Annotated in this window: 21 protein-coding genes; 7 read left to right on the top strand and 14 right to left on the bottom strand. The window is 42.2% G+C overall.

Annotated features, from left to right (window positions below; translation table 11 throughout):
* The 8 genes from K8S13_RS13400 to K8S13_RS13365 form a co-directional block, all read right to left on the bottom strand.
* Positions 1-520 (bottom strand): methylenetetrahydrofolate reductase (locus K8S13_RS13400; RefSeq protein ID WP_291463192.1); only part of this gene is annotated, 520 nt, incomplete at its 3' end.
* A 21-nt stretch (positions 521-541) separates the two neighbouring features.
* Positions 542-1,219: a methylenetetrahydrofolate reductase C-terminal domain-containing protein gene (locus K8S13_RS13395; protein ID WP_291463190.1), complete on the bottom strand. Its 678-nt coding sequence runs from the start codon at positions 1,217-1,219 to the stop codon at positions 542-544.
* A gap of 41 nt (positions 1,220-1,260) precedes the next feature.
* On the bottom strand, positions 1,261-1,701 hold the full coding sequence (locus K8S13_RS13390; protein ID WP_291463188.1) for a hydrogenase iron-sulfur subunit: 441 nt from the start codon (positions 1,699-1,701) through the stop codon (positions 1,261-1,263).
* 40 nt (positions 1,702-1,741) lie between these two features.
* Positions 1,742-6,205, bottom strand: a complete 4,464-nt coding sequence (locus K8S13_RS13385) for an NAD(P)-binding protein (RefSeq protein ID WP_291463187.1) — start codon at positions 6,203-6,205, stop codon at positions 1,742-1,744.
* 16 nt (positions 6,206-6,221) lie between these two features.
* The gene (locus K8S13_RS13380) at positions 6,222-7,508 is read right to left on the bottom strand and encodes a (Fe-S)-binding protein (RefSeq protein ID WP_291463186.1); all 1,287 of its coding nucleotides are present in this window, start codon (positions 7,506-7,508) and stop codon (positions 6,222-6,224) included.
* Positions 7,509-7,522: 14 nt separating this feature from the next.
* Positions 7,523-8,401: a methylenetetrahydrofolate reductase gene (locus tag K8S13_RS13375; protein ID WP_291463184.1), complete on the bottom strand. Its 879-nt coding sequence runs from the start codon at positions 8,399-8,401 to the stop codon at positions 7,523-7,525.
* Positions 8,402-8,415: 14 nt separating this feature from the next.
* Positions 8,416-8,988, bottom strand: a complete 573-nt coding sequence (locus tag K8S13_RS13370) for a response regulator (protein WP_291463182.1) — start codon at positions 8,986-8,988, stop codon at positions 8,416-8,418.
* Positions 8,989-9,241: 253 nt separating this feature from the next.
* Positions 9,242-11,065 carry a PAS domain S-box protein gene (locus tag K8S13_RS13365; RefSeq protein WP_291463181.1) on the bottom strand — a complete coding sequence of 608 codons (1,824 nt, stop codon included), beginning with the start codon at positions 11,063-11,065 and terminating at the stop codon, positions 9,242-9,244.
* 172 nt (positions 11,066-11,237) lie between these two features.
* Between K8S13_RS13365 and K8S13_RS13360 the strand changes: the two genes are divergently transcribed.
* Together K8S13_RS13360 and K8S13_RS13355 are read left to right on the top strand one after the other, a co-directional pair.
* Complete coding sequence (locus tag K8S13_RS13360) at positions 11,238-13,133, top strand: GspE/PulE family protein (RefSeq protein ID WP_291463180.1); 1,896 nt, start codon at positions 11,238-11,240, stop codon at positions 13,131-13,133.
* Positions 13,133-14,008 (top strand): HDOD domain-containing protein, encoded by an 876-nt coding sequence (locus tag K8S13_RS13355; protein ID WP_291463178.1) that lies wholly within the window; start codon positions 13,133-13,135, stop codon positions 14,006-14,008. Before K8S13_RS13360 ends, K8S13_RS13355 begins: the two co-directional genes overlap by 1 nt.
* Before the next feature lie 14 nt (positions 14,009-14,022).
* Here K8S13_RS13355 and K8S13_RS13350 read toward each other — a convergent pair whose 3' ends face one another.
* A complete protein-coding gene (locus K8S13_RS13350; RefSeq protein WP_291463176.1) occupies positions 14,023-14,490 on the bottom strand; it encodes a PilZ domain-containing protein in 468 nt (155 codons plus the stop codon).
* 169 nt (positions 14,491-14,659) lie between these two features.
* Here K8S13_RS13350 and K8S13_RS13345 point away from each other — a divergent pair, with 169 nt between their 5' ends.
* The 3 genes from K8S13_RS13345 to K8S13_RS13335 all read left to right on the top strand — a co-directional run bounded on the left by K8S13_RS13345 (position 14,660) and on the right by K8S13_RS13335 (position 19,088).
* Positions 14,660-15,589: an MBL fold metallo-hydrolase gene (locus tag K8S13_RS13345; RefSeq protein WP_291463174.1), complete on the top strand. Its 930-nt coding sequence runs from the start codon at positions 14,660-14,662 to the stop codon at positions 15,587-15,589.
* A gap of 344 nt (positions 15,590-15,933) precedes the next feature.
* Positions 15,934-16,677 carry a 3-oxoacyl-ACP reductase FabG gene (gene fabG, locus K8S13_RS13340; protein ID WP_291463173.1) on the top strand — a complete coding sequence of 248 codons (744 nt, stop codon included), beginning with the start codon at positions 15,934-15,936 and terminating at the stop codon, positions 16,675-16,677.
* A 92-nt stretch (positions 16,678-16,769) separates the two neighbouring features.
* Positions 16,770-19,088: a GspE/PulE family protein gene (locus K8S13_RS13335; RefSeq protein WP_291463171.1), complete on the top strand. Its 2,319-nt coding sequence runs from the start codon at positions 16,770-16,772 to the stop codon at positions 19,086-19,088.
* 60 nt (positions 19,089-19,148) lie between these two features.
* Here K8S13_RS13335 and K8S13_RS13330 read toward each other — a convergent pair whose 3' ends face one another.
* Both K8S13_RS13330 and K8S13_RS13325 read right to left on the bottom strand, forming a co-directional pair.
* The gene (locus K8S13_RS13330; protein WP_291463169.1) at positions 19,149-20,027 is read right to left on the bottom strand and encodes a DMT family transporter; all 879 of its coding nucleotides are present in this window, start codon (positions 20,025-20,027) and stop codon (positions 19,149-19,151) included.
* Between the two features lie 69 nt (positions 20,028-20,096).
* On the bottom strand, positions 20,097-20,513 hold the full coding sequence (locus K8S13_RS13325) for a PilZ domain-containing protein (protein WP_291463167.1): 417 nt from the start codon (positions 20,511-20,513) through the stop codon (positions 20,097-20,099).
* Between the two features lie 210 nt (positions 20,514-20,723).
* Between K8S13_RS13325 and tyrA the strand changes: the two genes are divergently transcribed.
* Entirely contained in the window at positions 20,724-21,866 is a 1,143-nt protein-coding gene (gene tyrA, locus K8S13_RS13320; protein ID WP_291463166.1) for a bifunctional chorismate mutase/prephenate dehydrogenase, read from the top strand.
* 18 nt (positions 21,867-21,884) lie between these two features.
* On the opposite strand, the gene K8S13_RS13315 is transcribed toward tyrA, so the two are convergent.
* Together K8S13_RS13315 and K8S13_RS13310 are read right to left on the bottom strand one after the other, a co-directional pair.
* Positions 21,885-23,231, bottom strand: a complete 1,347-nt coding sequence (locus K8S13_RS13315) for a sigma-54 dependent transcriptional regulator (protein WP_291463164.1) — start codon at positions 23,229-23,231, stop codon at positions 21,885-21,887.
* Positions 23,232-23,248: 17 nt separating this feature from the next.
* A complete protein-coding gene (locus K8S13_RS13310; protein WP_291463162.1) occupies positions 23,249-25,006 on the bottom strand; it encodes an ATP-binding protein in 1,758 nt (585 codons plus the stop codon).
* A gap of 352 nt (positions 25,007-25,358) precedes the next feature.
* On the opposite strand from K8S13_RS13310, the gene K8S13_RS13305 reads away from it, so the two are divergent.
* Entirely contained in the window at positions 25,359-25,850 is a 492-nt protein-coding gene (locus K8S13_RS13305) for a Spy/CpxP family protein refolding chaperone (RefSeq protein ID WP_291463160.1), read from the top strand.
* A gap of 60 nt (positions 25,851-25,910) precedes the next feature.
* Here the strand turns inward: K8S13_RS13305 and K8S13_RS13300 are convergent, their stop codons facing one another.
* Positions 25,911-26,720 (bottom strand): fumarylacetoacetate hydrolase family protein, encoded by an 810-nt coding sequence (locus K8S13_RS13300; RefSeq protein WP_291463158.1) that lies wholly within the window; start codon positions 26,718-26,720, stop codon positions 25,911-25,913.
* Positions 26,721-26,929: the final 209 nt, after the last annotated feature.

The following is a 26,929-nucleotide window of genomic DNA, read 5'->3' as shown; positions in this document are numbered from 1 at the left end:
ATTCATAGGGGTCTGCAAAGGGGTTGCAGGCAGCTCCCACAAACATTTTCGGGGCAACATCAATGACTTCATCATTTAAGAATTTTCCCTGGTCCCGCATTTTCTTTACCAGGGCAATCAATTGCATGGAATCAATATCATGGACATTTTTTGCCTGGGGATGATTGCCGAATGTCTGGTGATCACCGGAAAGACAGAGCATATTCCTGATACCCAAAGCATAGGCACCCAGAATATCGCTCATTATTGCCAGACGGTTTCGATCCCTGCAGACCATCTGGAAATTGGGTTCAAGGCCTTCATCAATCAATAGCTTTGATGCGGCAAGAGAAGACATTCTCACAACGGCGGTCTGGTTATCGGTTATATTGACGGCATCTACATTGCCTTTCAGATATTGAAATTTTTCTATAAGATGCTCCACATTGGCACCTTTTGGGGGCCCGCATTCTCCTGTAAATGCGAAATGTCCGGCTTTCAGAACCTTTTCAAGATTACTTCCTGATTTAAGCTCACTCATTTTGGTTCTCTCCTTTGTGTTTTAAATATTTCCCTGAACCAATTCTTCCCTGATACTTCTTCTCGGACCGCCATCCCTTGCCGTTCTCCAGTCTTTAATGCCTTTTACACCGATGAGGTCTTCAAGTTCTCCGGCATCAATTTTCTTTCTGACAATGGCATCCCAGATACATTCAGTATCTTTGTTGATTTCGCAAACGCCATTGGATGAACCGCCGCAGGGGCCATTTAAAAGACTTTTCGCACATCTGGCAATGGGGCACAAGCCGCCGAAATTATGGATAGCACAGGTACCACAGCCTGCACACCGTTCTTCCCAAACCCCGTGCTGGGTGGCACCACCGAAAAAGGTGGTATTGACGCCTGGATAAAATATCTGGTCTTTGTACATTTCAGATAAAAACTGGGGGCCCACGCCGCAGGCAAGAGAGATCACTGCATCATAGTCATTTACACTTTCACTGATTCCTGCCACATATTCGGTGTCACACTGTCTTTCCAAAACATTAATATCAATGTCAATGTGGACGCCCTGTTTTTTTCTGGCAATTTTCATTGAAGATGCCAGTATTTCAACTTCCTTTAACCCGCCGACATTGCAGACAGTAACGCACCCTTTGCATCCAACGATGAGAATCTTTTTATCGTCCTTAACCATCTCTAATATCTCTTGAAGAGACTTCCGATCTGCTACAATCATGATTCACCTCTATTTAATTACTCATTTTAAATTCTTTGGTCTCACGCCGCATGACTGCTCTTTACCGGAGTGGGTCCCAACGCCTTGATTTTGTCCGCCATCTCAATAGCAATCTCGGCAAACCGTGCCCCCTGTGCTGAAGAAAGATTATACATCTCCACCCTTTCAGGCTCGATCCCCAGTTCAGTCAGGGTTTTTTTCACATACTCCACCTTTCTTCGGGCCTTAAGATTACCTTCTATGTAATGACACTCACCTTCAAGGCATCCTGCCACGTATACACCGTCTGCTCCGTCTTCAATGGCATTGAGCAAATAAAGGATATCCACCCGTCCCGTGCATGGCACCTGGATAACTTTTATGTTGGAAGGATAGGATAGTCTCATGGAACCTGCCAGGTCCCCGGCTGCATAAGCTCAGTATTGACAGCAAAACGCGACTATTTTGGGTTCAAATTCCTGGGGTTCAACTTCCTGGGTCATTATTTACCTCCATTAATCAAAGTTGATGAATAGTTTAATATTATGCCTCTTCAAAAAGTGCATCCATCTTTGCTATAATCTGCTCATCTGTAAAATGATTCAGTTTAATGGCCTTGCCCGGACATTCCGCCACACAGGCACCACACCCATGACACTCGGCTGCATCAATCAGGGCATATCCATCTGCATGGATATAGGGAATGTCGTAAGGACAGGTCCTAACACAGGTCAGGCAAACCGCACATTTTTCCGGGGTGACCTCTGCCACAACGCCGCCCACCATCAAAGAATCTCTGGAGAGAATGGTCATGGCACGGGCCACAGCAGCTCTTGCCTGGGCAATACTTTCTTCAAGGGGTTTGGGATAATGGGCCAGACCCGCCACAAACAACCCGTCTGATGCAAAGTCAACCGGTCTCAACTTTGCGTGGGCTTCCACAAGGAATCCCTCACTGTTTGTCGGTACTTTAAATTTTTCAAACAATTTCTTGTTGTCTCCCGGAACAATACCCGAGGCCAATACGACCAGATCAGGACGAATGGTTACCGGCATCTGGAGAACGTGGTCAATGGCCGAAATTTCCAGTTCTTTGTTGGAATTTTCCCTCACTGTCGGCATTTTTTCCAGATCATACCGGATGAACAGAACACCCAGTTCCCGTGCCTTTTGGTAAAGATCTTCTCTAAAGCCATAGGTTCTGATATCCCGGTAAACCACATAAACTCTTTTTCTTCTATCCATTGTTTTTAACGCAATGGCACTTTTCAGGCTGTGGGTACAGCAGACCTTACTGCAATAAGGATTTTCATTGTTTCTGGATCCAACGCACTGGATAAAAACAATGGCCTTTGCCTTTTCAATTCGTGCGTCCCCTTCCCGCAAAGCCGCGTCCATATCCAGGTGGGTGAGTACATCCGGATGGTCTGTGTAGAGGTACTCGGAAGGTTTAAATTCCTTTCCCCCGGTGGCAAGAATAACCGCCCCATGTTCAATGACCATCTGCTGAGTGGTCCCATTGGTCCCATTAGTCCCATTGGTTTTTATGGTGGTAACAAAATTACCCATGGAGCCTGTAAAAGCCTCAACTTCGGTGTCAAGATACAGGTTAATGACGTCACTGGCATTAGTTTTTGCTATAAGATCCTCAAGGTAATTTTGTATATCTTCTCCCTGCCAGGTGGCATTCAGGTTCCTTGCAATCCCGCCAAGTACGCCTGTCTTTTCCACCAGGTGAACATCAACTCCCTGGCCGGCTGCGCTAAGCGCGGCTTCCATCCCTGCCGCACCACCGCCCACCACAAGGACAGACTTTTTAATATCCAGGCTGACCTGGTGCAAGGGTTCCACTAATGCAGCTTTTGCCACGGCCATTCGAACCAGTTCTTTTGCTTTTTGTGTTGCTTTTTCCGGTTCTTTCATATGGACCCAGGTATTCTGATCCCTGATATTCGCCATCTCAAACAGGTATTTGTTCAGGCCGGCATCTCTTATTGTCTCCTGGAACAGGGGTTCATGTGTTCTGGGTGAACACGATGCCACCACTACCCGGTTGAGTTCCTGCTCCTGGATAACCTCTTTCATATGATCCTGGGCATCCTGGGAACAGGTAAAAAGGTTGTCCTCCACATGGACGACCCAGGGAAGTGTTGCTGCATAATCCCTGACTGCCGGCACATCAGCAATCCCGCCGATATTGATACCACAATTACAGACAAACACACCGATGCGGGGATTTTGTCCGGAAAAATCGCTCTCAGGCGGTAATTCTCTGGTTTTTGTCTCGCTCCACCTGCCGTCCTTCAATGCCAGGGATGCTGTGGCGGCGGCAGCAGATGCCTCCATGACAGAGGCAGGGATGTCCTTGGGCTCCTGAAAGGTTCCGCAGACATAAATCCCTTTTTTGCTGGTACAGACAGGGGACAGGTTGTCGGTTTTGGCAAACCCGTGGCTGTTGAGTTCTATCCCGATCTTGTCCGCAAGTTCCAGGGCATCTTTATTCGGTGATAGACCTATGGAAAGGACCACCATGTCAAAAATTTCTTCAACCATGCTCCCGGCTTCAGTGGAATATACAATCCGGTACCTGTCACCGGGTTCCGGGAAAACAGAATGGATTCTGGATCTGACAAACCGGACGCCGCTGTCATCCTGAGCCCTGATATTGTATTTATCAAAATCTTTCCCATGGGTTCTCATGTCCATGAAAAAAATGGCGGCATCCAGTCCCTTGTCACTGTGCTCCTTTGCAATGACAGCCTGTTTATTGGCATACATGCAGCAGACACCGGAACAATAGGAATGATCCCCTTTATTAATGTCCCTTGATCCGACACATTGGAGCCAGGCAATCTTTTCAGGTTCCGTATTATCAGATGGCCTTACAAGATGACCGCCATAGGGGCCGGATGCAGACAGAATTCTTTCAAATTCCACACTGGTCATAATATTGGGGCTGTGCCCGTAGCAGTATGAGACCATCCGGGTGGGTTCAAAAGGTGTAAACCCCGGGGAAAGAATAATGGCACCCACATCAATGATATGCTCCCGGCCCTGCATGGAATGATCCACTGCATTGGCAAGACAGGCATCCACACACTGCATACACTCTGAGCAATATCCGCAGTTCAGGCATCTTGCGGCTTCTTTTTGACCCTCTTTTTCACCATATCCAAGTTCCACTTCCTTAAAATTACCGACCCTTTCAGCTGCGGCAAGTTCCGGCATCTTATACCGGTTTTCAGGTTCCATATCAACACTCACCGGCCTGAACTCATGATTTTCAACTACGGCAAGCTGTCTGCCTTCTTCCATGTCCATACCTTTGAGGTATCGAACAATAGATTCAGCCGCTTCCATACCGGCGGCAATGGCACCGATGGCAACACCCGGGCCTGTCTGAACATCACCGCCTGCAAACACCCCTTCTTTATCCGTGGCAAGGGTGACCGGGTTGACCTGGGTGGTGTTCCATTTGCTGATCTTCAAGCCGGCAAGATCTTCTAATGCAGAAAGATCCGGCCTTTGACCGATGGCAGGGATAAGTTGATCAATTTTAATGTCATATTCACTTCCCGGTATGGGAACAGGACGTCTTCGCCCTGAAGAATCCGGCTCACCCAGTTCCATTTTAATAACCCTTAAGGCCTTGACTTGGCCGTTTTCTTCAATGACTTTCTGGGGAGCCGCAAGATACGTAATCTTAGCGTCTTCATCTTCTGCGGCACAGATTTCCTCTTCCCAGGCAGGCATTTCTTTTCTTGTCCTTCGATACAGGATAGTGACCTTTTGCGCTCCCAGTCGAACCGCAGACCTTGCCACATCAATGGCCACATTACCACCGCCGATGATGCAGACCTTTTTTCCGACCTTTGTTGTTCCGGTCAGGTTGAGTTCTCTTAAGAAATCAACCCCCTGGCGAACCCCTTCAAGATCTTCACCCGGAATACCCAGTTCGACACCCTTGTGAGCACCCAACCCTAAGAAGACTGCATCATAGCCGTCAGCCATGAGGCTGTCCACGGTAAAATCTTTCCCAAGACGAGTATTCAGCTTGAGGTCTACACCGAGGTTGCTCACAACTTCAATATCCTTGTCCAGCACTTGTCTTGGCAGGCGGTGTTCAGGAATACCGACCCTGAGCATACCGCCGGCCTGGGACAATGCTTCGAATATGGTTGCATCAACTCCCTGTTTTGCCAAATGATAGGCAGCGGATAATCCGGCCGGACCGGAGCCGATGACGGCCACTTTTTTACCGATCTTTTCAGCACATTTAATTTCCACTTCTCTGGCATCAAAACTGTCTGCTGCCAAACGCTTCAGATCCCGGATGGCAATCGGTTCATCTACCTGGCATCTTCTACAGGCATCTTCACATTCATGAGGACAGACCCGGCCAAGCACGCCCGGCAATGGGAGCTGTTCCATGATAATTTCCAGGGATTCCTTATACTTGCCCTCTTTCACCATCTGAACATACCCTTGCACATTGAGTCCGGCAGGACAGGTCAGGCGGCACGGAGCCTTGTCTTTTTTCTCTATAGCAAAGCCCGACGGCATTGCCTGGGGATACAGCTTGAATGCGGCTTTCCTGTCCCGAAGCTCTTCATCAAACTTGCTGGGAAGTTCTACCGGACACACCTCGGCGCACTCTCCGCAGGCGGTACATCTTTCGATATCTATAAATCGGGGCTTTTCCTTTAATTTAACGGTAAAATTGCCTTCTTCTCCCGTGACTTCTTCAATTTCAGTCATGGTCAAAAGCTCAATATTGAGATGACGTCCTGCCTCAACAAGTTTCGGGGATATGATACACATTGAGCAGTCGTTTGTGGGAAAGGTCTTGTCCAATTGTGCCATTGCTCCGCCAATGGCTGTGTTTTTATCTACCAGGTATACAAAATATCCAGAATCCGCCAGATCCAGGGATGACTGAATACCTGCTATACCGGCACCAACTACCATTACCGATCCTTTACCTTTTCTGGTACCTTTTTCGGCCATTTGGAACCCTCCTTATTTATAGTCCCACTTCAGCCAGATCCGGCCCAAGATAGGTTCGTTCTTCTTCACCCAGTACGCCCATGGCAAGACAGATAACCGTCCACAAATGGACAACATGGTAATTGCCGCCAAAGTGATGACCAATGTCTTCAATCTGTCCATGGCAATTATGACAGGGAGCAATTACATAGGTAGCACCGGTTGACATGATCTGGTTAAATTTTATTTTTCCGTAGGCCCTTCGCTGGTCTGGAAACCCGGCCTGCAGGGCACCGCCGCCGCCGCCGCAGCAATAATTATTATCCCGGTTGGGGACGGTATCAATAAAATTTTGTTCTCCTACAACGGTTTTAATAACAAATCTTAAATCATCCACAATTTTATTGGACCCGCTTTTTCTTCCGATATTGCAAGGGTCCTGTATTGTAAACTTTGCTCTGATATCCTTATTCCAGTCAGAATTGACCTTTAGTTTACCTTCCTTTATCCACTGGGCATAAAGTTCGATAATCGTTATCAGTTTAAATTTATGGGGGATATTGAATTTTCGCAATCCTTCCAGGATCGCAAAGTATGAGTGCCCTCACTCGGTATTGACCACAAGGGGGCTTTTTAAATTATTGTCCACATGGTAAGCAAACTCTTCAATGATATATTTCCATCCCTCATTATCTGCCATGAACATGCAATAATTTTCTCCAGCCCACATTACGGACGGATACGTCCAGTCCGCACCCACCGTGTGAAGAATTTTCCATAAAGGAGCCATTTCTTCGGGCTCAGTCACAGGTTCCCTGGAGTTCTGGTTCAATACCATTGTGGCACCCACCCGGTCCACAGACACCTGAAGGTCCTCAAATCCCGGCTGATCTTCCCGGATCTCTTCCGCCACATCCAGCACGGTGAATTCAAAATCATCCTTTGCAGCTCCCATGGCACTTCCGGTTCTGATATGCTGATCACATGAACCAAGGATACCTTTGGGTCTTTTTTCCCTGGGAACACTGGCACGCAAATTAAAAATCAATGCCGGCACATTGATATTCATGGGACAGGCCGCCACGCATCGTCCGCACATACTGCAAACCCATTTCCAATCTAATTTTTGTATCTCCTCATCCAACCCCAAATTCAACATTCTGATGAGCTTTCTTGGATCCATGTCAAACAATTCCGAGGCTGCACACCCCCCCGTGCAGGTTCCGCACGCCAGACAAAGATCAAAGTTCGCATCCGGTACCTTTGATAAAACCTCATCTTTAAACTCAATATCAAGTTCATCAATCTTAATTGCCTCTGCCATTTTAAAATTCTCCCTTATCTTAATTTGGCTGCATTCAGATACTCCACCAGGTTATCAGCACCGCCGATAGAAATGATATGAACTCCCTGACAGATATCTTTCAGACTGTTGACTGTATCAGCAAAAAGCTCCGCACTTGCCTTCTTTTTATTCGGTGCTTTGGCAAGTTTTTGTATGACCCATTCAGGTACAAGCCCGGATTTAAAATGACGGTTCAAAAATTTGCCCATCCCTGCTGTTCTCAAAATCATGACTTCAGCGATGACAGGAACTTTAAAAGGCTCAACCTGCTTCATGAACTTGGCAAACTGGTCAATATCAAAAATAGGCGCTGTTAAAAAGTACCCCGTACCCACATTCATCATATCTTCCATTTCTTCCATGCCGCGCTTTGGCATGTTTTTCCCCCAGGGTGTTTCAATGCCGGAACCCAAGATAAAATCAATCTTTTTGTCAAGCTCTTTTCCTTCAATTGTAACCCCTTCTTTCAAATGATCCATAACCGACGCCAATTTACCTGAATCAACATGGAAGAACATTGATTCCTGAAGCGTATCCCCTGAAATCCTGTAATCTTCAGTAAAAACCAGAAGATTTTCAACACCGGTCTCATGGGCCAGTGTCAGATCCTTTTGCAGTTGGAATCGATTTTTATCTCTTGTGGTGGTTTGATAAATCGCATTCAGATTATTATCTTTTAAAAGACCACAGGTTTTAATTGTATCACTCACAACACCTTCAAATTCTATTTCCGCGATGGACACACCGTCCACACGGCCTTTTACCCTGCCAAGGCTTTCAACAAGCGCCTCGGGTTCTTCATCCCCCATGGGAACCTGTACTTCGGACGTCACGACAAATCTCTTTTTTTCTAAAGATTCCTTTAAATTCATGATCTGCCTCCTTCCTATTTTAATCCTAGTAATTCGGCCACTTCATCCTTGAGCTTGGACAGGGGCAATGGCTTTGATAAACAGACATCCGCACCATATTCTTTCATCTGTGCGAACTTATCATCATCCAGGTATGCGGATAATACGATAATTTTTATATCTTTTGTTTCCTCGTTTGTCTTAATCTTTTTACAGACTTCATACCCCTTGATATCGGGCATCATAATGTCAAGAATCAAAAGGTCGGGATGAAAATGGCTTACCTGGAGTCCGGCCTCAAAACCGTCTGAGGCGGAAAGAACCTCATAGTCAAATTCATCTTCCTCCAAAGCCTGTACAATTGACTCGACAATGATCATGTCATCATCTACTACCAGGATCTTTTTTCTGGCGCTTTCATCTTTCTCTTCAGGAATTGGGATTCCCTGGCTTCGCATAAACGTCTCAAGATCAGACTTTTTTATCCTGCGATGCCCGCCAACGGTCCGATACGCTTTAATGTGTCCGGCTTCCACCCAATTAATAATGGTTTTAGACGAAACATTGCAGTATTTGCTTGCGGTGAATACAGTCAACGTGTCTTCCATAACACCTCCTTTTTTGGGGATTTTTATAACTATAGTTATTATAGTTATTTCATATAATCTATTTTGTCAAGCGATTATAATAAATATAATAACTATAATAAATTAAATAGCTATCTTCAAAAATAGAGAATGCCGCCTATTACAAAGACTTTCAGCGAATCATAAGGATAAATAACGATATGAATAAAAAGAAAAAAATATCAGGGTTTAAAAAAATAATTTAAAAAACTGCCGGGAAATGTTTTTTTGCAGTCTATTTGCTTGCGATGGGAAGTATGATGGCAAACTTTGTCCATTGTCCCTCTTCGGACTCAACGACAATATCCCCGCCATGATCCTTGATAAAGCCATAGCAGACAGAAAGCCCTAAGCCTACCCCCTGAACGCTCTCGGTCTTGGTGGTAAAAAAAGAATCAAAAATCTTTTTAATATGCGCCGACTTAATACCGGTCCCTGTATCCTTGACGGTGATATAAAGCTTTTTGGAAACAATTTTTGTGGATATTTCAAGATCACCACCATCGGGCATGGCATACATGGCATTGGAAAACATATTGATAAATACCTGACGTAATTGATCCTTGGATGCCAGAATAGCTCCCGGGTTCTCAACAAGATCAAGATTTACTTTTATACTGTTTTCCCTGAAACGTTTTTCATACAGCAGCATCAATTCATCAATAATCACATTAATATCTATCTCCACACGTTCCTCCTGGACAGGCTTTGAAAAAGAGAGCATTTTTTTAAGCATATCTGCCAGCCGCTCAATCTCCGATAACGACATATCCAAAAGTTTTCGCCTCTTGTTTTGAGGTGAAATCTCGGTTTTCATCAACTCCAAGGTATTCATAATACCAAACAGCGGATTATTTAATTCATGGGCAATCTGGGAAGTGAGCCTTCCCATGGCAGCCAGTTTTTCCGACTGGAGCAAATGCTGTCTCGCTGCACTAAGATCTCTTTCAGTCTGAAGCCGCTCTTTTAAGTCGACAAATAACCCAACCGTTGCCAGCTCGTTACCTTTTTCATCATAAAGGATGCTGACGGAAAGATTTCCTTCAACCAGTTCACCAGCATCCTTTTTAAAATTCAACGGATAGGAGTTCAGCCTGCCCTTGCCCCCAAATTTTTCATCCCTCATCATTTCCATGACCTTTTTGGCCACCTTTTTTGAAAAAATCTGCTGAATGCTCATTTTGCCGATAACCTGAACGGACTTAACCCCGAAGATCTCTTCAGCACCCTGGTTCCACAGCCGAATAACACCCTTCATATCCATTGCCATAATCGCATTGGGAGAACATGAAATGATCTTATCTAAAAAATCATGGGCCTCTTTTATTTCGTGCTCATGTTTTTTTCGCCGACTTTGCTCCACAACAATCCCTTCATATCCTAAAATCTGCCCATGGGTATCATACCGGACATTACTGGTTAAAAGGATATAAAGGATGTGCCCGTCCCGCCGTCTCCATTTTACCTCGTAATCAACTACCCGGCCTTTTTTTTCTATGATTCCGGTGTATCTGCGCCTGTCTTCAGGCCTCAAATAGACATCCGTTGCAAGATCAAGGGATAAAAATTCTTCCTTATCCTGATAGCCAAGCATTTTCAGCAGTGCAGGGTTGACATCAAGAAACCGCCCTTTCTTACTGCTGATAAACACACCACACCCAGCATGATTAAAAAGCCTTTGATAGCTTTCTTTAGAGGATTTAAGCTTCTCTTCCTGGCGCTTGGCGTGCGTGATATCACGATATAAGGAGAGCTTGGATTTTGTTCCGTCCTGGTTTGTTACCGGAAGTTCTGACATGGCAAATATTTTATCAACAGCGTTAACATAGACCTCACCGCGATGTATCTCATCGTTAATAAAAACTTCATCATATTTACACCACTCGCAAGGTTTATCAGACTGGATCAATACTTCATGACATTTCCTGCCGACCCCGTCGCCAAACAATTCTTTCATGAATTTATTCATGTATTCAACAGTATAATCATCATTAATAATATAGATGCCGTCTTCAAAAACATCCAAAGCATCCAAGAGTCTCGGGGTGTGATCAGCCATTATAAATCTCCTTAAAACCAAAAAAAATAATTTATTATAAAATAAATACTTGCCACCATTTTCTTTGTCAAGGTCAGTATCATCTTGACACTTTGAATCAAGCCAAAGTATATAAGCACTTAACCTGAGTTATTTGTCTTAATATGATACTAACCATATATTGGAAATGGGCATGGCTGCTGATACAGATAAAAAAGACAGTGCGGCAAAAGAAAAACTTGGAAAAGTTATTTTCTATCTTTTAAAAGAAAAACACCTGAGCAAAGAAAACATTAATTATGCAAAACGGATTCAAAAAAAGCTTGTACCGCCCAAGCCGCTTTTAGACGTATTAAAAGAACTTGAGTATGTAAATGACGAAAAAATCACCCATGCCATCAAAGCAAATCGTGACAATCTCAAAGTCGGAACCCTCCTTGTAGAGCTGGGACACATCTCCCGCAAAGATCTGGAGGATGCTTTAAGAATACAATATGAAGAAAAAAGCAAAAGAAAGGTTGGCGATATTCTTATAGACAATCGGGCAATTGATGAAAAAAGCCTGATTGAAATGTTATCCCTTCAAATGGGATTTCCTTTTCTTGAGCCGGAATTCATGGAACTTGACCATGATCTTTTCAATCAGGTGCCGTATAAACTTTTCATGCAAAACAAATTTGTTCCCATAAAAAAGCAAGGGGACAGTGTCCTTGTCGCTTTTTCAGATCCGCTTCACAAGCCGACTGTTGATTCGGCCCGGGGTATTTTTAAAAAAGAAATAGAAATCGCTATTTCAAAAAAAGACTCCATTGACTTTGCCATTCAAAAGATGATCCGGGAACAGAACAAGGATAAAAAGCCTTTGACCATGGATGATGAATCTATTGTCGGCATTGTAAATACCATTATCATTAACGCTATCCGGGCTAAAGCAAGCGATATTCACATCGAACCCATGCATGACCGTTTCCGGGTTCGGTTCAGGATTGACGGTATCCTGCACCATATAAAAGATTACTCAAAGGATATGATGCCCCTGATTGCCAGCCGGATTAAAATTTTAACACAGCTTGATATTGCCGAAAAAAGAAGGCACCAGGGTGGACGTATTGATTTTCAGTTTGGAGAGTATCAGGTTGATTTAAGGGTTTCCACCTATGTTACTGTTCACGGGGAAAAAATAGTTTTCAGGATCATCAATAAAATGGACAAGCTTCTAACGGTGGAAGAACTTGGTATGCCACCCAGAATGCTTGATAATTTTATCACCAATTCGCTCAATGCCCCCAGTGGTGTTTTAATTGTTACAGGGCCGACAGGATCAGGAAAAACCTCAACCGTTTACAGTTGTATTGATCATTTAAACAGTATCGAGACCAGTATCATCACGGCAGAGGACCCGGTTGAATATGTCATCGACGGTATTGGTCAATGTTCCATTAACACAAAATTGAATTTAACATTTGAAGAAACGCTTCGCCACATTGTCCGGCAGGATCCCGATATTATTGTCATCGGTGAAATCAGGGACTTTTTTTCTGCAGATGTTGCTGTTCAAGCCGCGCTTACAGGACACCAGGTGCTGACAACCTTCCACACGGAAGACAGTATCGGCGCTTTGATCAGGCTGGTGAACATGAACATTGAACCCTTTTTGATTTCATCCACCATCAATTGTATTCTAGCCCAGAGGCTGCTAAGGAAAATCTGCCCAAACTGTAAGAAAAAACAAACGCCAGGGACAACAGATATGAAATTGTTAGGATATCATGGAGGAGAACTTTCCGGCGGTACATTTTACAAAGGGGAAGGATGCGGGCATTGCAGACATACCGGATACAGCGGCAGGATAGCTGTTCACGAAATGCTGTTGATGGAAGAATATGTGCGGGAGGCTGTATTAAAGAATGCAACCAGCCATGAACTCAGAGAAATCAGTTTAGAATATGCCGGACTGGTCACCCTGTTTGAAAACGGCATATATAAAGCTTCAAAGGGAATTACAACCATTGATGAAGTCTTAAGATGCCTGCCCAAACCCGTACCACCCAGACCGCTTGCAGAAGTCAAAAGACTGCTTGGAGGATAATGTTGCAAAAAGACCAATCATTTCTTGAAATTATTGAAAGCTATGTTGAATCGGACACAGTTACACTTCCCCCGTTTGATAAGACCGCTCTTAGAATTCAGATGGAAATCCAAAAACCTGACGTTAAAATTTCCAAAATTGAAAAGCTGATCATTGCAGACCCTGCCATGTCCAGTCAGATTTTAAAGGTTGCCAACTCAGCCTTTTTCAGGGGCTTGTCAAAAGTAATGACCATCAGGGAAGCCATCGTCCGCATGGGGCTGGATGAGATCACAAGAATCGTAATAATCCTGACCCAGAAAAAGCTGTACAATACAAAAGATGCTTTCATTAAAAATTATCGAAATGGTTTATGGCAGCATGCCCTTGTCTGTGCCCTGACCAGCCAGTGGGTGGCAAGGGAGGCAGGGTTTGAAGAAGCCAGTCAGGAGGTCTTTTTTGCCTCTTTAATGCATGATATCGGAAAATTATTTTTAATTACTGTTATTGAAAAAATAAAAAATTCCAAAGAGGTACCGTTCATACCGTCAAAGTCCGTCATAAATGAGATCATCAAGGGACAGCATGCCGAGCAAGGGTATAACCTGTTAAAAAAATGGAATATCCCCGATAAATACTGCCAGGTGGCAAAAGAACATCACGACAAGAAATTTGACACCACGAATATCCCTTTGATCATTCTGAGGCTTGTGAATAAAACCTGCAACAAAATTGGGATTTCCATTGAAAAAAATGATGATGCAGAAAGTTCAGTCACTGCTGAAGCAAATTTTTTTGGATTTTCTGAAATCAAACTGGCACAACTTGAATTACAAGTTGAGGATTCTTTAAAAAGAGTCAGCTCTCATTACAACATCGGGATACCGAAAAAGTAAAATCCATCCATATCTTACTTGAAATGAAATAATATGTAGGCCCCAAATTTGTCATAATGATCCTGGGAGAAAAATTCGACACCGATATTCATTTGATTGATTTTTTTAATAATTGCCTCTTTTGATACTTTTGATCCGCCCGGATCATCCAGGATAAATTCCAGCACCACTTTATCTTGAAGGTGTAACTCCAAAAGCCCCTTGGTTCTGATCTTTAAACCAGCTCTTGTAATATCGATCACATTGACGGGATACTTTTTGTTCCCCAAAATGAGAACTCCCGGCAAATCAACCTTTTTTCTGATATACTTTCGTCTTTCAAGAATTACTGAAAAAATATGTTTGCATGTGCAGGTGTATTTCAGTTTCACCTCTTTATCCACAGTGTTGTATCTGGAAACATTCAATTGTTTGGTTTTCCCGCATTCAGGGCAAGAAAAACTTGCCTTTCCACTTCTTGTTATAAAAACTTTCTGAGCCATATCAATTCCTTAAGGATATATTCCAAACTCTTGTTTTAATTTATACAAAAAAGAATGATGTTACAAGCACCTGATGTAATTTTTTAATCAATTCTCTACGACCTCCCTCTTTAAGAAATCACCTGAGTATGATAGTGGAATACCTGGCAATGATTGAAAAGGAGAATGAATGAAAGATCATTACATACCTGAAAATAAATTTCCCATTGAAATTGATAAAAATATTTTTATCCTGGGCAATTATTTTTTCAACCTGTTTCTGATTATCGGTGACAGACACTCTGCTTTGTTTGAAGTAGGCATCTCAGCAATCGTTGATACGGTGATCAACCAATTGGAACTTCTTAATATCAATCCGGATTTTATCATTTCCTCCCACCCCCATTCCGATCATATTACCGGACTGCCAGGCCTTGCCAAAAGATATCCAAAAGCCAGGATTGTTGCAGCAGCAGGAGCAAAAGAATTCATTGAACATCCCAAAGCTGCACCATTGCTGTTTAAAGAGGACATGTTCATGTCAAAAAGCCTGGCCGCCCTTAACATCAAACCCGGCAGACCTTCATTAGAACAAATTCCAAATCTTGACGGATCATGGGTCATTAATGACAATCAATCAATAGACCTTGGCCGAATCACACTGGATCTGATCAAAGTGGACGGCCATTCTCCTGGAAATCTTATCGGGGTCTTAAACGAAAGAAAAATTCTATTTTGCTCCGACAGCCTTGGATTTCATTTTCCAGGCAGAGAATATCTCCCGTTATTCTTCACCCATACCGGTTCATATCTTTCAACCCTTACTTTTATTAAGAAATTTAACCCGTCCATTGTCTGCCCTGCACATCAGGGCCCTTTGTTGGGGAAAACTGCGGCAACCGGTATTCAAGAATCCCTGAATATTACAGTCAACACCATTAATAATATAAAACAATCAACTCTTTCTGATGAAACGCTTGCCATGGATCTATTTAACCAAAGCTATAAAGATGAATTCACCCTTTATACACCCGAAAATATTAAAAATTGTATGGGTCTGCTTGTAAAAAGAGCAAAAGAGACTAAAATTGATTTCAAGAGGTACTTAAAAAATTCCTGATGGAAAAAATAATTTTCAAAAATATAACTCAGATTATTCCCCACCAAAGCCCAGTGCTCATGATAGACTATTACAGCAAAATAGATAATCCCCTGCCCTGTTAAATCGTCCAGGATTTTTTGAAGGTCTTTAAGATTTCGGGCCAGACGATCCATGGAATGTTAAAAACGGTTCTCAGGTCTCTTTTTCAATAAATGAGAAAAGATTACTTGTATCTCAAACCGAATCCGTGATAATTTTCTTACAAAGCTGCTTCTCTGGTTCAGTAATGGCCATGTTAGCAGCTTTTCAGCAAGAGGCTCTAAATACTGTTTTAATTGTTAAGCCGGGATAAAGGAGACAACATGCCTGAAATAAAAACCGATGATACTCAAATCGCTCTTGTAACAGGAGCCAGTGGAGGGATTGGGAAAGCAATCGCCAAGGCGCTTGCCCGAACAGGACGATTTGTATACCTTAATTTCAATTCCAACAGGGAAAAAGCAAATGCAACTCTTAAAGAGATTATCAGCAACGGGGGGGAAGGAACTCTCCTTCAGTTTGATGTAAAAAGCAAGGAAGACTCTGAAAAAGCCATTAAAAAAATCATCTCGGAAAAGGGGAAACTAGATATTCTGGTAAACAATGCCGGTATCAGAGATGACATGCTCATGGTCTGGATGAAAAAAGAGAATTGGCAAAATGTTCTGGATACAAATCTGACAGGCTTTTTTAATGTAACACGACTTGCTGTAAAAAATATGCTGCCAAAGCGTTTTGGAAGAATTATCAACATATCTTCAACATCAGGTCAGACAGGGCAGGCAGGGCAGGTTAATTACTCAGCATCAAAAGCAGGGCTCATCGGAGCCACCAAAGCACTTGCCCGGGAAATTGCAAAAAGGAATATCACTGTAAATGCAGTGGCACCGGGATTTATTGAAACCGAAATGATTGAGGGTCTGCCGCTCAAGGAAATAGCAAAGACAATACCGGCAGGAAGGCTTGGAAAACCTTCCGAAGTTGCTGCAGCCGTTCTTTTTTTATGTTCAAAAGACGCCGGATACATTACCGGCCAGGTGATTGGTATTAATGGAGGGATTCTATAAAATCTATCATTCCATCTTGACACTCATTTGATTTTTATGGATACTCTCAGGAATAAAAACTTCAAAAATATTAAAAAAAGGAATCCTGAATAGTGAATAAGTATAATGCTGTTGCCAAAAAACAAAAAGAAAAAAAAATCGGCGAATTGCTTATCAGAGAAGGTTTTATTACAGAGGACGATCTAGATAAAGCCCTTTTGATCCAAAAAAAAGAGGCGAGTGATGCAGAAGTTTCCTTTGACATTCTGCTGATCAAAAAAGGTTTTTTAAATGCATCACAGCTTGAGGTATTAAAAGGACATCCTGATCTAAGAAAAAAAATCGGTGAAATCGTCGTTGAACATGAAATAATAGAAGCCGACCAGGTAAAAAAGGTTTTAAAAGATAAAAAGGAAAACCACACACTTGGCCAGTCTCTCATAGAAAAAGGCCTGATTACCAGAGATGTTCTGGATGAACTGCTTGAAAAACAAAAAGATGCCTTTGACATTGGAGAGCTGGCAGTGAGGCTTCAGATGCTCAGAGAAGTTGATTTAGTCCGTGCCCTAAGTTACAAGAATTGCCAGCGAACAATTGGTGAAATTCTTTGTGACAACAGGGTTATTCGTCCTGAAGATCTTTCTTTGGCATTAAAAAAACACAACAAACGAAAAAAAATCGGTGAAATTCTTATCCGGCAGGGCATGATTGATAAAACTCAATTTCAAATCGCTGCAAAAGAGCAAAGCCAATCAAAAGAAAAAATAGGTACTTTTTTAATTAACAAAGGGCTGATAACTTTTCATCAGCTTTATAACGCACTCTCCCACCAGTATAATACGCCATATATGGAGTTGGATGATTTTTTCTTTGATGAGCTGCGTAAAAACGATTTGATTAAATTTGTCTCTGAAAAATATGCCCGCCGAAATATGGTTCTGCCCCTCACGATTGAAGGAAAACAATTGTTGATAGGAATCACTTACCCTGATGGATTCACTGCTATTGAAGAGCTTCAACTCATTTACCGTAATTTGGATATGAAAGCCTCCTTTATTACCGAACAAAAATTTGAAGCACTTTTTACATCTTTATATAATAAAGAATTTCAAATCATCACTGAAACTGAAAACGAATTCAGCAACGTTCCGGACAATATCAACCTATTTAATTTTGAAAAACTGACTGCCGGGGAAAAACAGCGGATCAGCTTATATGCCGGAACCGAAACCGAAACCAAAAAAACGGTAGATTATATTATCAACTATGGTATTTCAAACGGAGCCAGTGATATACACTTTGAACAGGATAGAAAAGGGGTTAAATTAAGATACCGTATCGACGGGGTATGCCAGGAACCCGATTTACCATGGTTGAAGAAAAAAATAGAGACTAAACCCGAATCCATTATCTCCAGGATTAAAGTAATGTCAAATCTGGATATAGCTGAGCGTAGAATCCCTCAAGATGGTGTTTTTAGAGCCAGTTACAAGGAAAATGATAAGACATTTGATCTGGACTTTCGGGTTGCTGTCTGTCCTGCAATTGTCGGCGAAAATATTACCATCCGAATTCTCGATTCCCGCAAAGCGGGCCTGGGTCTTGACAATCTCAACCATTCCAAGCATGTTCTAGGACCATTGAGGCAATTATTTAAAAGCTCTGCCGGGATGATCCTGGTGTCAGGCCCCACTGGGAGTGGAAAATCTTCTACTCTATATGCGGCGCTGCAATATATCCACAGCCCTGAAATTAAAATCATTACTGCTGAAGACCCGATCGAATACAGTTTCCCTGGAATCATGCAGACCCAGATCAACAACAAAATCGGTCTCACATTTTCCAAGCTGCTAAGATCCTTTTTAAGGCTGGATCCTGATGTCATACTTGTAGGAGAAATCCGGGATATAGAGACTGCCGGTATTGGTTTCGATGCTGCCCAAACAGGCCATTTACTATTGAGTACAATTCATACCAACGATTCAGTGAGTGCTGTATCCCGCCTGCTTGATCTGGGAATTGATTACAATCAGATCGCCTCCAGTCTTATTGGAGTAGCATCCCAGAGGCTGGTCCGCAGGAATTGTACAAAATGTTCACGCCCTTTCAAACCGCCGCAAGAGGAATGGAGTCTTTTTTTTAATGACTACCCTGAGCACATAACTTTTTATAAAGGACTTGGTTGCAAGGCTTGTGATTTTTCAGGATACAGCGGTAGAACACTTATTTCCGAATTATTTGAAATTGACCGGAAAATTACGCTTGCCATCAGTTGCAAGACGGGTGAAGCCGAGTTAAAAAGGCTGGCCATCAGAAACGGCATGAAAACCATGGCAGATGACGGCCTGATGAAAATGAACCAAATTTCTTTAACAGAACTTATCCGGGTACTTCCGCTTGAAATGATAAAAGAGTTTAAAAGCAGGCATTAGGTCCTGTTTCTAAACCATTTTCAAGACATGAAATATTTTTTCGTTTGAGTGGTATGTCCGTTATCTTTTGGTTTTTCTAATGGTCAAAACCACATTGCCTGCAAAAATCAGAAATGCCCCTGTCCATCCGGAAGCTGTCAGTACAGGGTCCATTGCAATAACAGGGCCTAATACAGCAGCCAGCAGAATCCGTGTTGAAGAGATGATACTCCCTTCAATAGCTGTCACATATTTAAACCCGGCGGTAAGCAGATATTGACCGGCAATGGCAAAAAATGAACAGAAAAAAAGATATTTCAATTCTGAGTATTGAGGCAGATAAATCTTATTAAAAAAGAAGATAAAAGTTATCACAGACCCAAGGCCAAACAGGAAAAACAAGGTGGTCTCAATATCGTGCACCTGTCTTGAAAGGTTAAGGTACATAATAGCAACCGCCGCACTGATCCCTGATGCAAGCGCCCACAATGAATTCTTATGAAAACTCATTCCCTCCGGAGCCAGAATCAGCCAGACCCCTGCGAAGGCTAAAATAACAATGATGATGGCAATGGCATCACGCTGTTCCTTTAAAAAAATCCATGAAAAAATGGCGATAAACAGCGGATAGGTCATATTTAAGATGTTGGCCTGGGCTACGGATGTTAAATCCACACCTTTAAAAAAACAATATACCGCAACACAATTGGCAATAGTCCTTCCAATCAGATATCGTTTCTTTTTTACCTTGATTTTCTTCTTTTTAAGAGCCATCAGGATCACGATACTGATAAATCCCAATAAAAACCTTGCAAATACGAAAAATGCCGGATCTATATGTAATCCTTTGATCCGAGCCAACTTGATAATAACCGTTGCCAGGTAAAAAAAGAAGGCAGAACAAAAAACACAAACACATCCAAGCAATACCTTTAAATCAAACTGAAACCCTGGCTGCAATATATAATACCCTTATTGTGGTTAAACCGAAAAAAAGAGGCTTCAAAAAGGAAAGAACAAAATGCCTTGTTAGGAAAAATTATCATCTGAATTTTTGTTTTCCCAAATAACATCATCAAGGATTTTCTTAAAATAGGGGGTGATATTCTCAAATTTGATGGCCAGTCCGTTTTGTTCCACCCTGACAATCATGCCCTGGAGTTTGAAGGGCTTATCATATCCCGGAACGGAAAAAACGACCCGCACACTTTTATTGGTTTCAAATTTCCCCGATGTGTTAATAAAAATACCACCGGCACTGATATCCTTTGCATCGGTCTGAATGACCCTGTCGCCAACCACGACATCAATATCCACCTTGGTTTTGAGACGTTGATGTTCTCTTTGTTTTCCGGCTTGCCATGTTTTAAGAATTTCAAGAATCTCTTTTTGCTGATCATGGGTAAGGTTGCGAATTCTCTTAATAATTTCATCCAGCATTTTCATATCGGTTTCCATCATTAGTTTATGGTCATTATTCCATGTTAAAATATTAATTTTCTATAAACCATTTAGAGTGATTTAACAAGTCATCATCCATATTATTTTGTCTTGCTTATCCTATTTGCAATTTAAAATTGCCAACCGTTCTTAAAATTGTTAAGTTTTAATAATAATTCATGATAGCTCAAGTTTAAGGATTTTTTTAAAAAAAAGATGGGAAAAGACAAATCTATATTTAACAAAAAGATCATTCCTTTGCGAACCAATATTGATTATATTGATTCGCAAATACTGAGTCTTCTTGCTCAACGCCAGGTCCAGGTCGAAGAAGTGGTAAAATTAAAAAAAAAACACCATATTCCGGTATATCATCCTGCCAGGGAAGAAGATCTTCTCTCAAAACTTCGGGCCCAGGCCTGCAAAGCAAATCTTGACCCGAATTTTATGGAAGACCTTTACCGGGTCATTTTAAGGCAATCCCGTGTCAAACAGACAGATCAAATGGAGCATAAAGGCATCAGACCGGATGCTAAAATTTTGATCATCGGCGGTGGTGGCCAGATGGGGCGTTTTTTTGCCTCACTCTTTCAAAAATCCGGTTATGACCTAAGAATCCTTACGGAAGAGGACTGGGACAATGCAAAAAATCTTTGCAAAAATATTGATCTTTGTCTTATCTGTGTCCCCATTGAAAAAACTGAAGATATTATTGAACAGATTGCAGTCTTTCTTGACCCCGAAACCATTCTTGCCGATCTGACCAGTATCAAAACCCGACCATTGGAAAAAATGCTTGAATCCCATCCAGGCCCTGTAACAGGACTTCATCCTTTATTTGGCCCCACCGCAGGCTCCCTTGACAAACAGATCATTGTCGTTACCCCGGGAAGAAATTCAGATCACTGCCAATGGCTGGTGGAGCAACTCACCCTCTGGGGTGCCGTTATTGTTCAGTCCAGTGCCAGAGAACATGACGAAATTATGGAAATTGTGCAGGCATTGCGCCATTTCGCTACTTTTAGTTTTGGTCAGTTTTTATATGAAAAACATGCCCGCATTGAAAGGACCCTTGAATTTTCAAGTCCGATTTATCGTCTTGAGTTTGGAATGGTGGGAAGGCTGTTTGCCCAGGACAGTGGTCTATATTCTGAAATTATTTTTGCCACAAAGGAACGACGGCGTCTTTTAAAAGACTATATTGCATCCTTGAGTGAGCATCTTGAAATGCTGGAAGCCAATGACAAACATCTTTTTATTAAAAAATTTGACCAAATTGCCCAATGGTTTGGTCCGTTCAGTGAACAGGCCATGCGTGAAAGCACCTTTCTGATCGACAAACTGATCGAACGGTTTTAATATCATTTTTCATTGGATTTAGCTTTTCCCATATTGTTTTAATTTCTTTAATAACGTCTTTCTTGTAATACCAAGTCTTCTGGCTGTTTCACTCTTATTGCCTTCAGCTGACTCAAGGGTGGAAAGAATGGCTTTTTCTTCTATTTTGGAAAGTCTGATGTTTCCAAAATCTATCCCGGCATCAATCTTGTCAACATCTTTTGCCTTTATGAAGGAAAGGTCTTCCAGGCAGATATAATCGGATCTGGCAAGAACCACACCCCTTTCCACACTATTCATCAATTCCCTGACGTTGCCTTCCCATTCATACCGAATCATGGCATCCATGGCATCGGGTGAAAAACCTTTGATATCCCGTTTGTTTTTCTTTGAAAAGCTTTCTAAAAAATGCAAGGCAAGGGTTGGGATATCTTCTTTTCTTTCCCTCAAGGGTGGGACCTCAATATTCACAACATTCAGCCTATAGTACAAATCCTGCCGAAAGCTTCCCTGTTCAGACAATTCCTTTAGATCCTTGTTGGTTGCGGCAATAATCCTCACATCTGTTTTAATGTTTTGATCACTTCCCACGGGTGTGATCTCTTTTTCCTGGATCACCCTCAAAAGCTTTACCTGCATGGCAAGACTCATTTCACCAATTTCGTCCAGAAGAATACTGCCTTTGTCTGCCAGTAAAAACCGTCCCTTTCTTTTCTTATCCGCACCGGTGAATGACCCTTTTTCATGGCCGAAAAGTTCAGACTCAAGCAGGGTTTCTGTAATAGCGGCACAGTTGATCCTTACAAACGGCTGATCTTTTCGTGAAGAATTAAAATGAACGGCAGATGACACCAGTTCCTTACCGGTTCCCGATTCTCCAACAACCAGGACATTGGCATCCGTGGGCGCCACCATGTGAATGGTGTCCAGCAAAGAGAGTATGGCAGGACTTTTTCCAATAATATCATGGGCAAGGGACTTCTCCTTTAACCGGGTTTTCAAATGCCTGTTTTCCGTTTTTAAAGAAATGCTTTCAAATATACGTTCAATGGTCAGTTTCAGCTTATCAAAATCCAATGGTTTGGTTAGATAATCATAGGCCCCGATTTTCAAAGCTTTTACAGCTGTGTGAACTGATGAATAGGCGGTCATGATAACCACAGGCAGGGAAGGATTATACGTCTTAATAAGCTGCAATGCTTCCATGCCGGACATTTTCACCATTTTCATATCCATCAGAACAATATCAAAAGGCTGCTCTTTTACCATTTCAACGGCAATTGTCCCATCATCTGCCAGATGAATTTCATGCCCCCAGTCTGCCATCAAAGTTTTAAGCATTCTGGCGTGGGCGGCATCATCATCAACCACAAGTATCTTTTTCATTTGTCTTTTTTATCCTTTTATGAAACCGGCAAATTGATAATAAAACAAGTCCCCTTGCCTTTTAAACTTTCCACACGAATGCTGCCATTAAGGTTCTCAATAACTCTGTAAACGATCGCAAGTCCAAGCCCGGTACCGCTGGGCCGGGTGGTAAAATAGGGATCAAAGATCAGATCAAGGGATGCCTCATCAATCCCCATGCCATTATCCCTGACCCTTATTTCAATTCGCCCATCCTGCTCAGCATCCTGCACGCAAATTGTAAGTTTTCCTCTGTCTCCCAACGCCTCTATGGCATTGATATATAAATTTAAAAGAACCTGGTTCATCCGGTCCGGGTCTGTGTGAATTATGGCTTGTTTTATATCAATATCGACCTTTGTCTCAATTTTTTTCTGATCCAGATCATGGTGAACAAGTCTTAAGGAATGTGCAATCAACTCATTAATATTCACTTGTTGTTTTTCAATAGCCATGGGTTTTGCAAACTCAAGTAACTGGGTAACGGATCGGTTGATACGTTCCACCTCCTTGACCATGATTTGAGCGGTTCCCTTATCAGAAGCATTATCTTCATACCGGTCGCCAAAATAGGTTGCAAACCCTTTAATGGAACTCAAGGGATTTCTGATTTCATGAGCAACGCCAGCTGCAAGCTTTCCAATGGCTGCAAGCCGCTTATTTGTCTCCACTTGTTTTTTAAGCTCTTTAATCTGGGTCAGATCCCTGAAAAGAAATAAAAATCCCATGACTTGATTTTCGCTGTCCCTGATAGGGGATGCCGTGATATCCAGCCGAACCTTATGGTCGGAATCAATTGCAAGATTGATCTCACGGGTTAGAACCCCTTGAGAAATTTCCATTTCCTGCATCAATTCAATCATTTGCGGGAATGGTTGCCTCAGATCCCCTCCTAAAATATCTTTTGCCGCACTATTCATAGATGTGATTTCATGATCCCGATTAATCGTAACAAGTCCTGACGGCATGTTTTGAATCACATTATCGGAAAATGCCTTTACACTGGTCAGAGATGCTTTTGCTGACCTGTACGCCTGAAAGATAGACAAAGCAACCATACCAACACATCCCAATATAAAAAAGAGGATACCCCGCCAGACAGTCTCTTTTAGCAACCTGTCCCGGGCAATCTTTTCCCTTTCCATGGAAAGCCCGGCAAAAATATAATGTTCTGCCATTTCAGGCAGCTTATCCGACTGGTTTTTAAGATAAGGCCGGCACCAGTCCTTGGTTTGTATTTCAACGTTATGTCGGTCCGACAGTCTCTCATTCATCCCCATATACCTGCGCGTGGGTCCGGACCTGATCGGAACAAACCGTTTGAATACTTCAAACGCCTGGGTCTGGTCTTTTTGCAGTCTTACCCTGTGATAGATCAAAGTAATATCTTCATTTGTCTCTGCCGACCCGGGCATGGCATCAAAAATCTGTCCTATCATGGATTCATCCGAGTGTGCCAGTATTTGTCCATCCTTTGATGTAATCATCATATAGATAACTTCAGGCTGCAACGAGGTCTCCAAAAGCATGGCCTGGATTCTTTTTGCACCCCATCGCATGGTGAACATTCCGATTCGGGTCCCCGCCTCAAATGTCCTGATTAAAGATATCCCTTTTTCCAAAAGCCTTTGGGTGAAAAATTCCTTTTGTTTTTCGAGCCTGTCCAGGGTCATGAACGTAAAAATCGGTAAGAGGATCAATAAAACACCAATAAGAAATAAAGGTGATACCAATGGGAAACTATATTTTTTCATTTTTTTCTCTATCTTTATGCACGTTATACTGTGGTTGTTCTTAATTATACCTAATGTATATTACAAGCAAAAACAATACCATGGAAAAAATCCCCTGGTTTAAGTAACCATTGCATTCTTAGCATCATGATCCTGGATACTTTATATACACCTGGATACATTGTCCTGGGTAAAAAATATACAACAACACAGATTCAATATCAATGCCTTATATTACATAATTTTAATTATACCTTATAAATTCACTATGTTAAAAATTTATTTTCATTTTGGCACACCCTTTGCTCTATTTAAGTTTCAGTAAATGGCACAAAGGCCAATTAACAAACTAAACTTTAACTTGGAGGATATTATGAAAAAATCAATTATTATCATCAGTTCACTTCTTATGGTGGCACTTGTCGCAGGAAGCGTATTTGCATGGGGACCTGGCAAAGGCCGGGGAATGGGTGCAGGTTCCAATCAAGACTGTCCGCGATATGGGGGGCAAAGCGCCTGGAATGATCTTTCCCAGGAACAAAGAGATGAACTGAGTACCCTTCGCCAGGCATTCATTGATGAAACATATGAGTTCAGATCTGCAAAACTTGCAAAACAGCAGGAAATAAGAATGCTTATGCAGACATCTGAGCCGGATAGAGACAAACTGGATAAATTATCCCAGGAAATCACAGACCTGCAAAAACAGATAAGAGACAAACGCATAGATTTTCAGTTATCTGCAAAAAAAATCTCACCTGAACTGGGTATGGGTAAAGGATTTGGACGAGGGTGTGGCAAAGGGTCAGGAAGAGGTGGCCAGGGCGGCGGACAGGGAAATGGCTGGAGACAGCAGAACAACTAGAATCTAATCGGATTCACTCCATAAACGCCTGGAATGATGAAATCATCTTCCGGGCTTTTTTTATTCTTCCTCGAGGGTTACATAATTTTTCAACACGCCGATTTTATCAACTCTTGTTTCCAGAACATCACCCGGACCAAGATAAACAGGCGGTTTTCTGATAAACCCCACCCCGCTTGGTGTTCCCGTTAATATAATGGTACCTGGTACCAGGGTGGCTGATTCGGATAAATATGAAATGATTTGGGCCACCGAAAAAATCATATCACTGGTATTGCTTTTCTGCATGGTGTTACCATTTAACACACATTCAATATCAAGATTATCCGGATCTTCAAGTTCGTCCGGTGTCACAATCCATGGGCCAAAGGGACAGAAAGTGTCAAAGCTTTTTCCCTTTATCCACTGTCCACCGCCTGCATGCATCTGCCATCTTCTGGCAGAAATATCATTGGCGCAGGCATATCCCAGGACATAATCAAGGGCATTTTCCGGCAAGACATTCCTGGCATTCTTTTTTATGACCACGGCAAGCTCAACCTCATAATCCACCTCCGGTATCTTTGCACAGGAAAATGGAATTTTAATATCATCCAGATGAGCTGCTGCCGCACTGATATTTTTCATAAATACAACCGGATACTTTGGCAATGCAAGACCGGTCTCTTTGGCATGAAGTTTATAATTTAATCCAATACAAAAGATGACACGGGGTGAAATAGGCGTTAAAAATTTTTTAACCGGTTTTCTTTTCCCGGTATTGGAAAATTCAGTGTAAATATCACCCTGGATCACGGATGCAGCCTCATTATCAAAGTCACAACCCGTATAGATTTTATTATCATCACTTTCAAACCTTAGTATTTGCATGTTTATTTTCCCCTGGTATTCATATATATATTTAAAAATGTTGGCTTATTTTTTAATTGTATTAAAACCATTGTCGCAAAAGATCAAGGCCCTTTAGCCCGTGACACGGAATTTGAAAAAATTACTGACAGGTCTTTCTGCCAAAAGAGCAGATTTAATTATCCTTATTTTAGCGTCTCAAAACATTGAAAACCATGTTGAACGGGAAA

It is taken from the genome of Desulfobacula sp. (assembly GCF_021107415.1).
This window is presented reverse-complemented; position numbering and strand designations above follow the sequence as displayed.

Bases quoted from the DNA above. Each gene is read 5' to 3' on its own strand.
- K8S13_RS13315 (WP_291463164.1), bottom strand. From the start codon at position 23,231: ATGAAAAAGATACTTGTGGTTGATGATGATGCCGCCCACGCCAGAATG.
- K8S13_RS13370 (WP_291463182.1), bottom strand. From the start codon at position 8,988: ATGGAAGACACGTTGACTGTATTCACCGCAAGCAAATACTGCAATGTT.
- tyrA (WP_291463166.1), top strand. From the start codon at position 20,724: ATGGGAAAAGACAAATCTATATTTAACAAAAAGATCATTCCTTTGCGA.
- K8S13_RS13365 (WP_291463181.1), bottom strand. From the start codon at position 11,065: ATGGCTGATCACACCCCGAGACTCTTGGATGCTTTGGATGTTTTTGAA.
- K8S13_RS13355 (WP_291463178.1), top strand. From the start codon at position 13,133: ATGTTGCAAAAAGACCAATCATTTCTTGAAATTATTGAAAGCTATGTT.
- K8S13_RS13360 (WP_291463180.1), top strand. From the start codon at position 11,238: ATGGCTGCTGATACAGATAAAAAAGACAGTGCGGCAAAAGAAAAACTT.
- K8S13_RS13385 (WP_291463187.1), bottom strand. From the start codon at position 6,205: ATGGCCGAAAAAGGTACCAGAAAAGGTAAAGGATCGGTAATGGTAGTT.
- fabG (WP_291463173.1), top strand. From the start codon at position 15,934: ATGCCTGAAATAAAAACCGATGATACTCAAATCGCTCTTGTAACAGGA.
- K8S13_RS13375 (WP_291463184.1), bottom strand. From the start codon at position 8,401: ATGAATTTAAAGGAATCTTTAGAAAAAAAGAGATTTGTCGTGACGTCC.
- K8S13_RS13310 (WP_291463162.1), bottom strand. From the start codon at position 25,006: ATGAAAAAATATAGTTTCCCATTGGTATCACCTTTATTTCTTATTGGT.
- K8S13_RS13395 (WP_291463190.1), bottom strand. From the start codon at position 1,219: ATGATTGTAGCAGATCGGAAGTCTCTTCAAGAGATATTAGAGATGGTT.
- K8S13_RS13350 (WP_291463176.1), bottom strand. From the start codon at position 14,490: ATGGCTCAGAAAGTTTTTATAACAAGAAGTGGAAAGGCAAGTTTTTCT.
- K8S13_RS13345 (WP_291463174.1), top strand. From the start codon at position 14,660: ATGAAAGATCATTACATACCTGAAAATAAATTTCCCATTGAAATTGAT.
- K8S13_RS13325 (WP_291463167.1), bottom strand. From the start codon at position 20,513: ATGAAAATGCTGGATGAAATTATTAAGAGAATTCGCAACCTTACCCAT.
- K8S13_RS13300 (WP_291463158.1), bottom strand. From the start codon at position 26,720: ATGCAAATACTAAGGTTTGAAAGTGATGATAATAAAATCTATACGGGT.
- K8S13_RS13305 (WP_291463160.1), top strand. From the start codon at position 25,359: ATGAAAAAATCAATTATTATCATCAGTTCACTTCTTATGGTGGCACTT.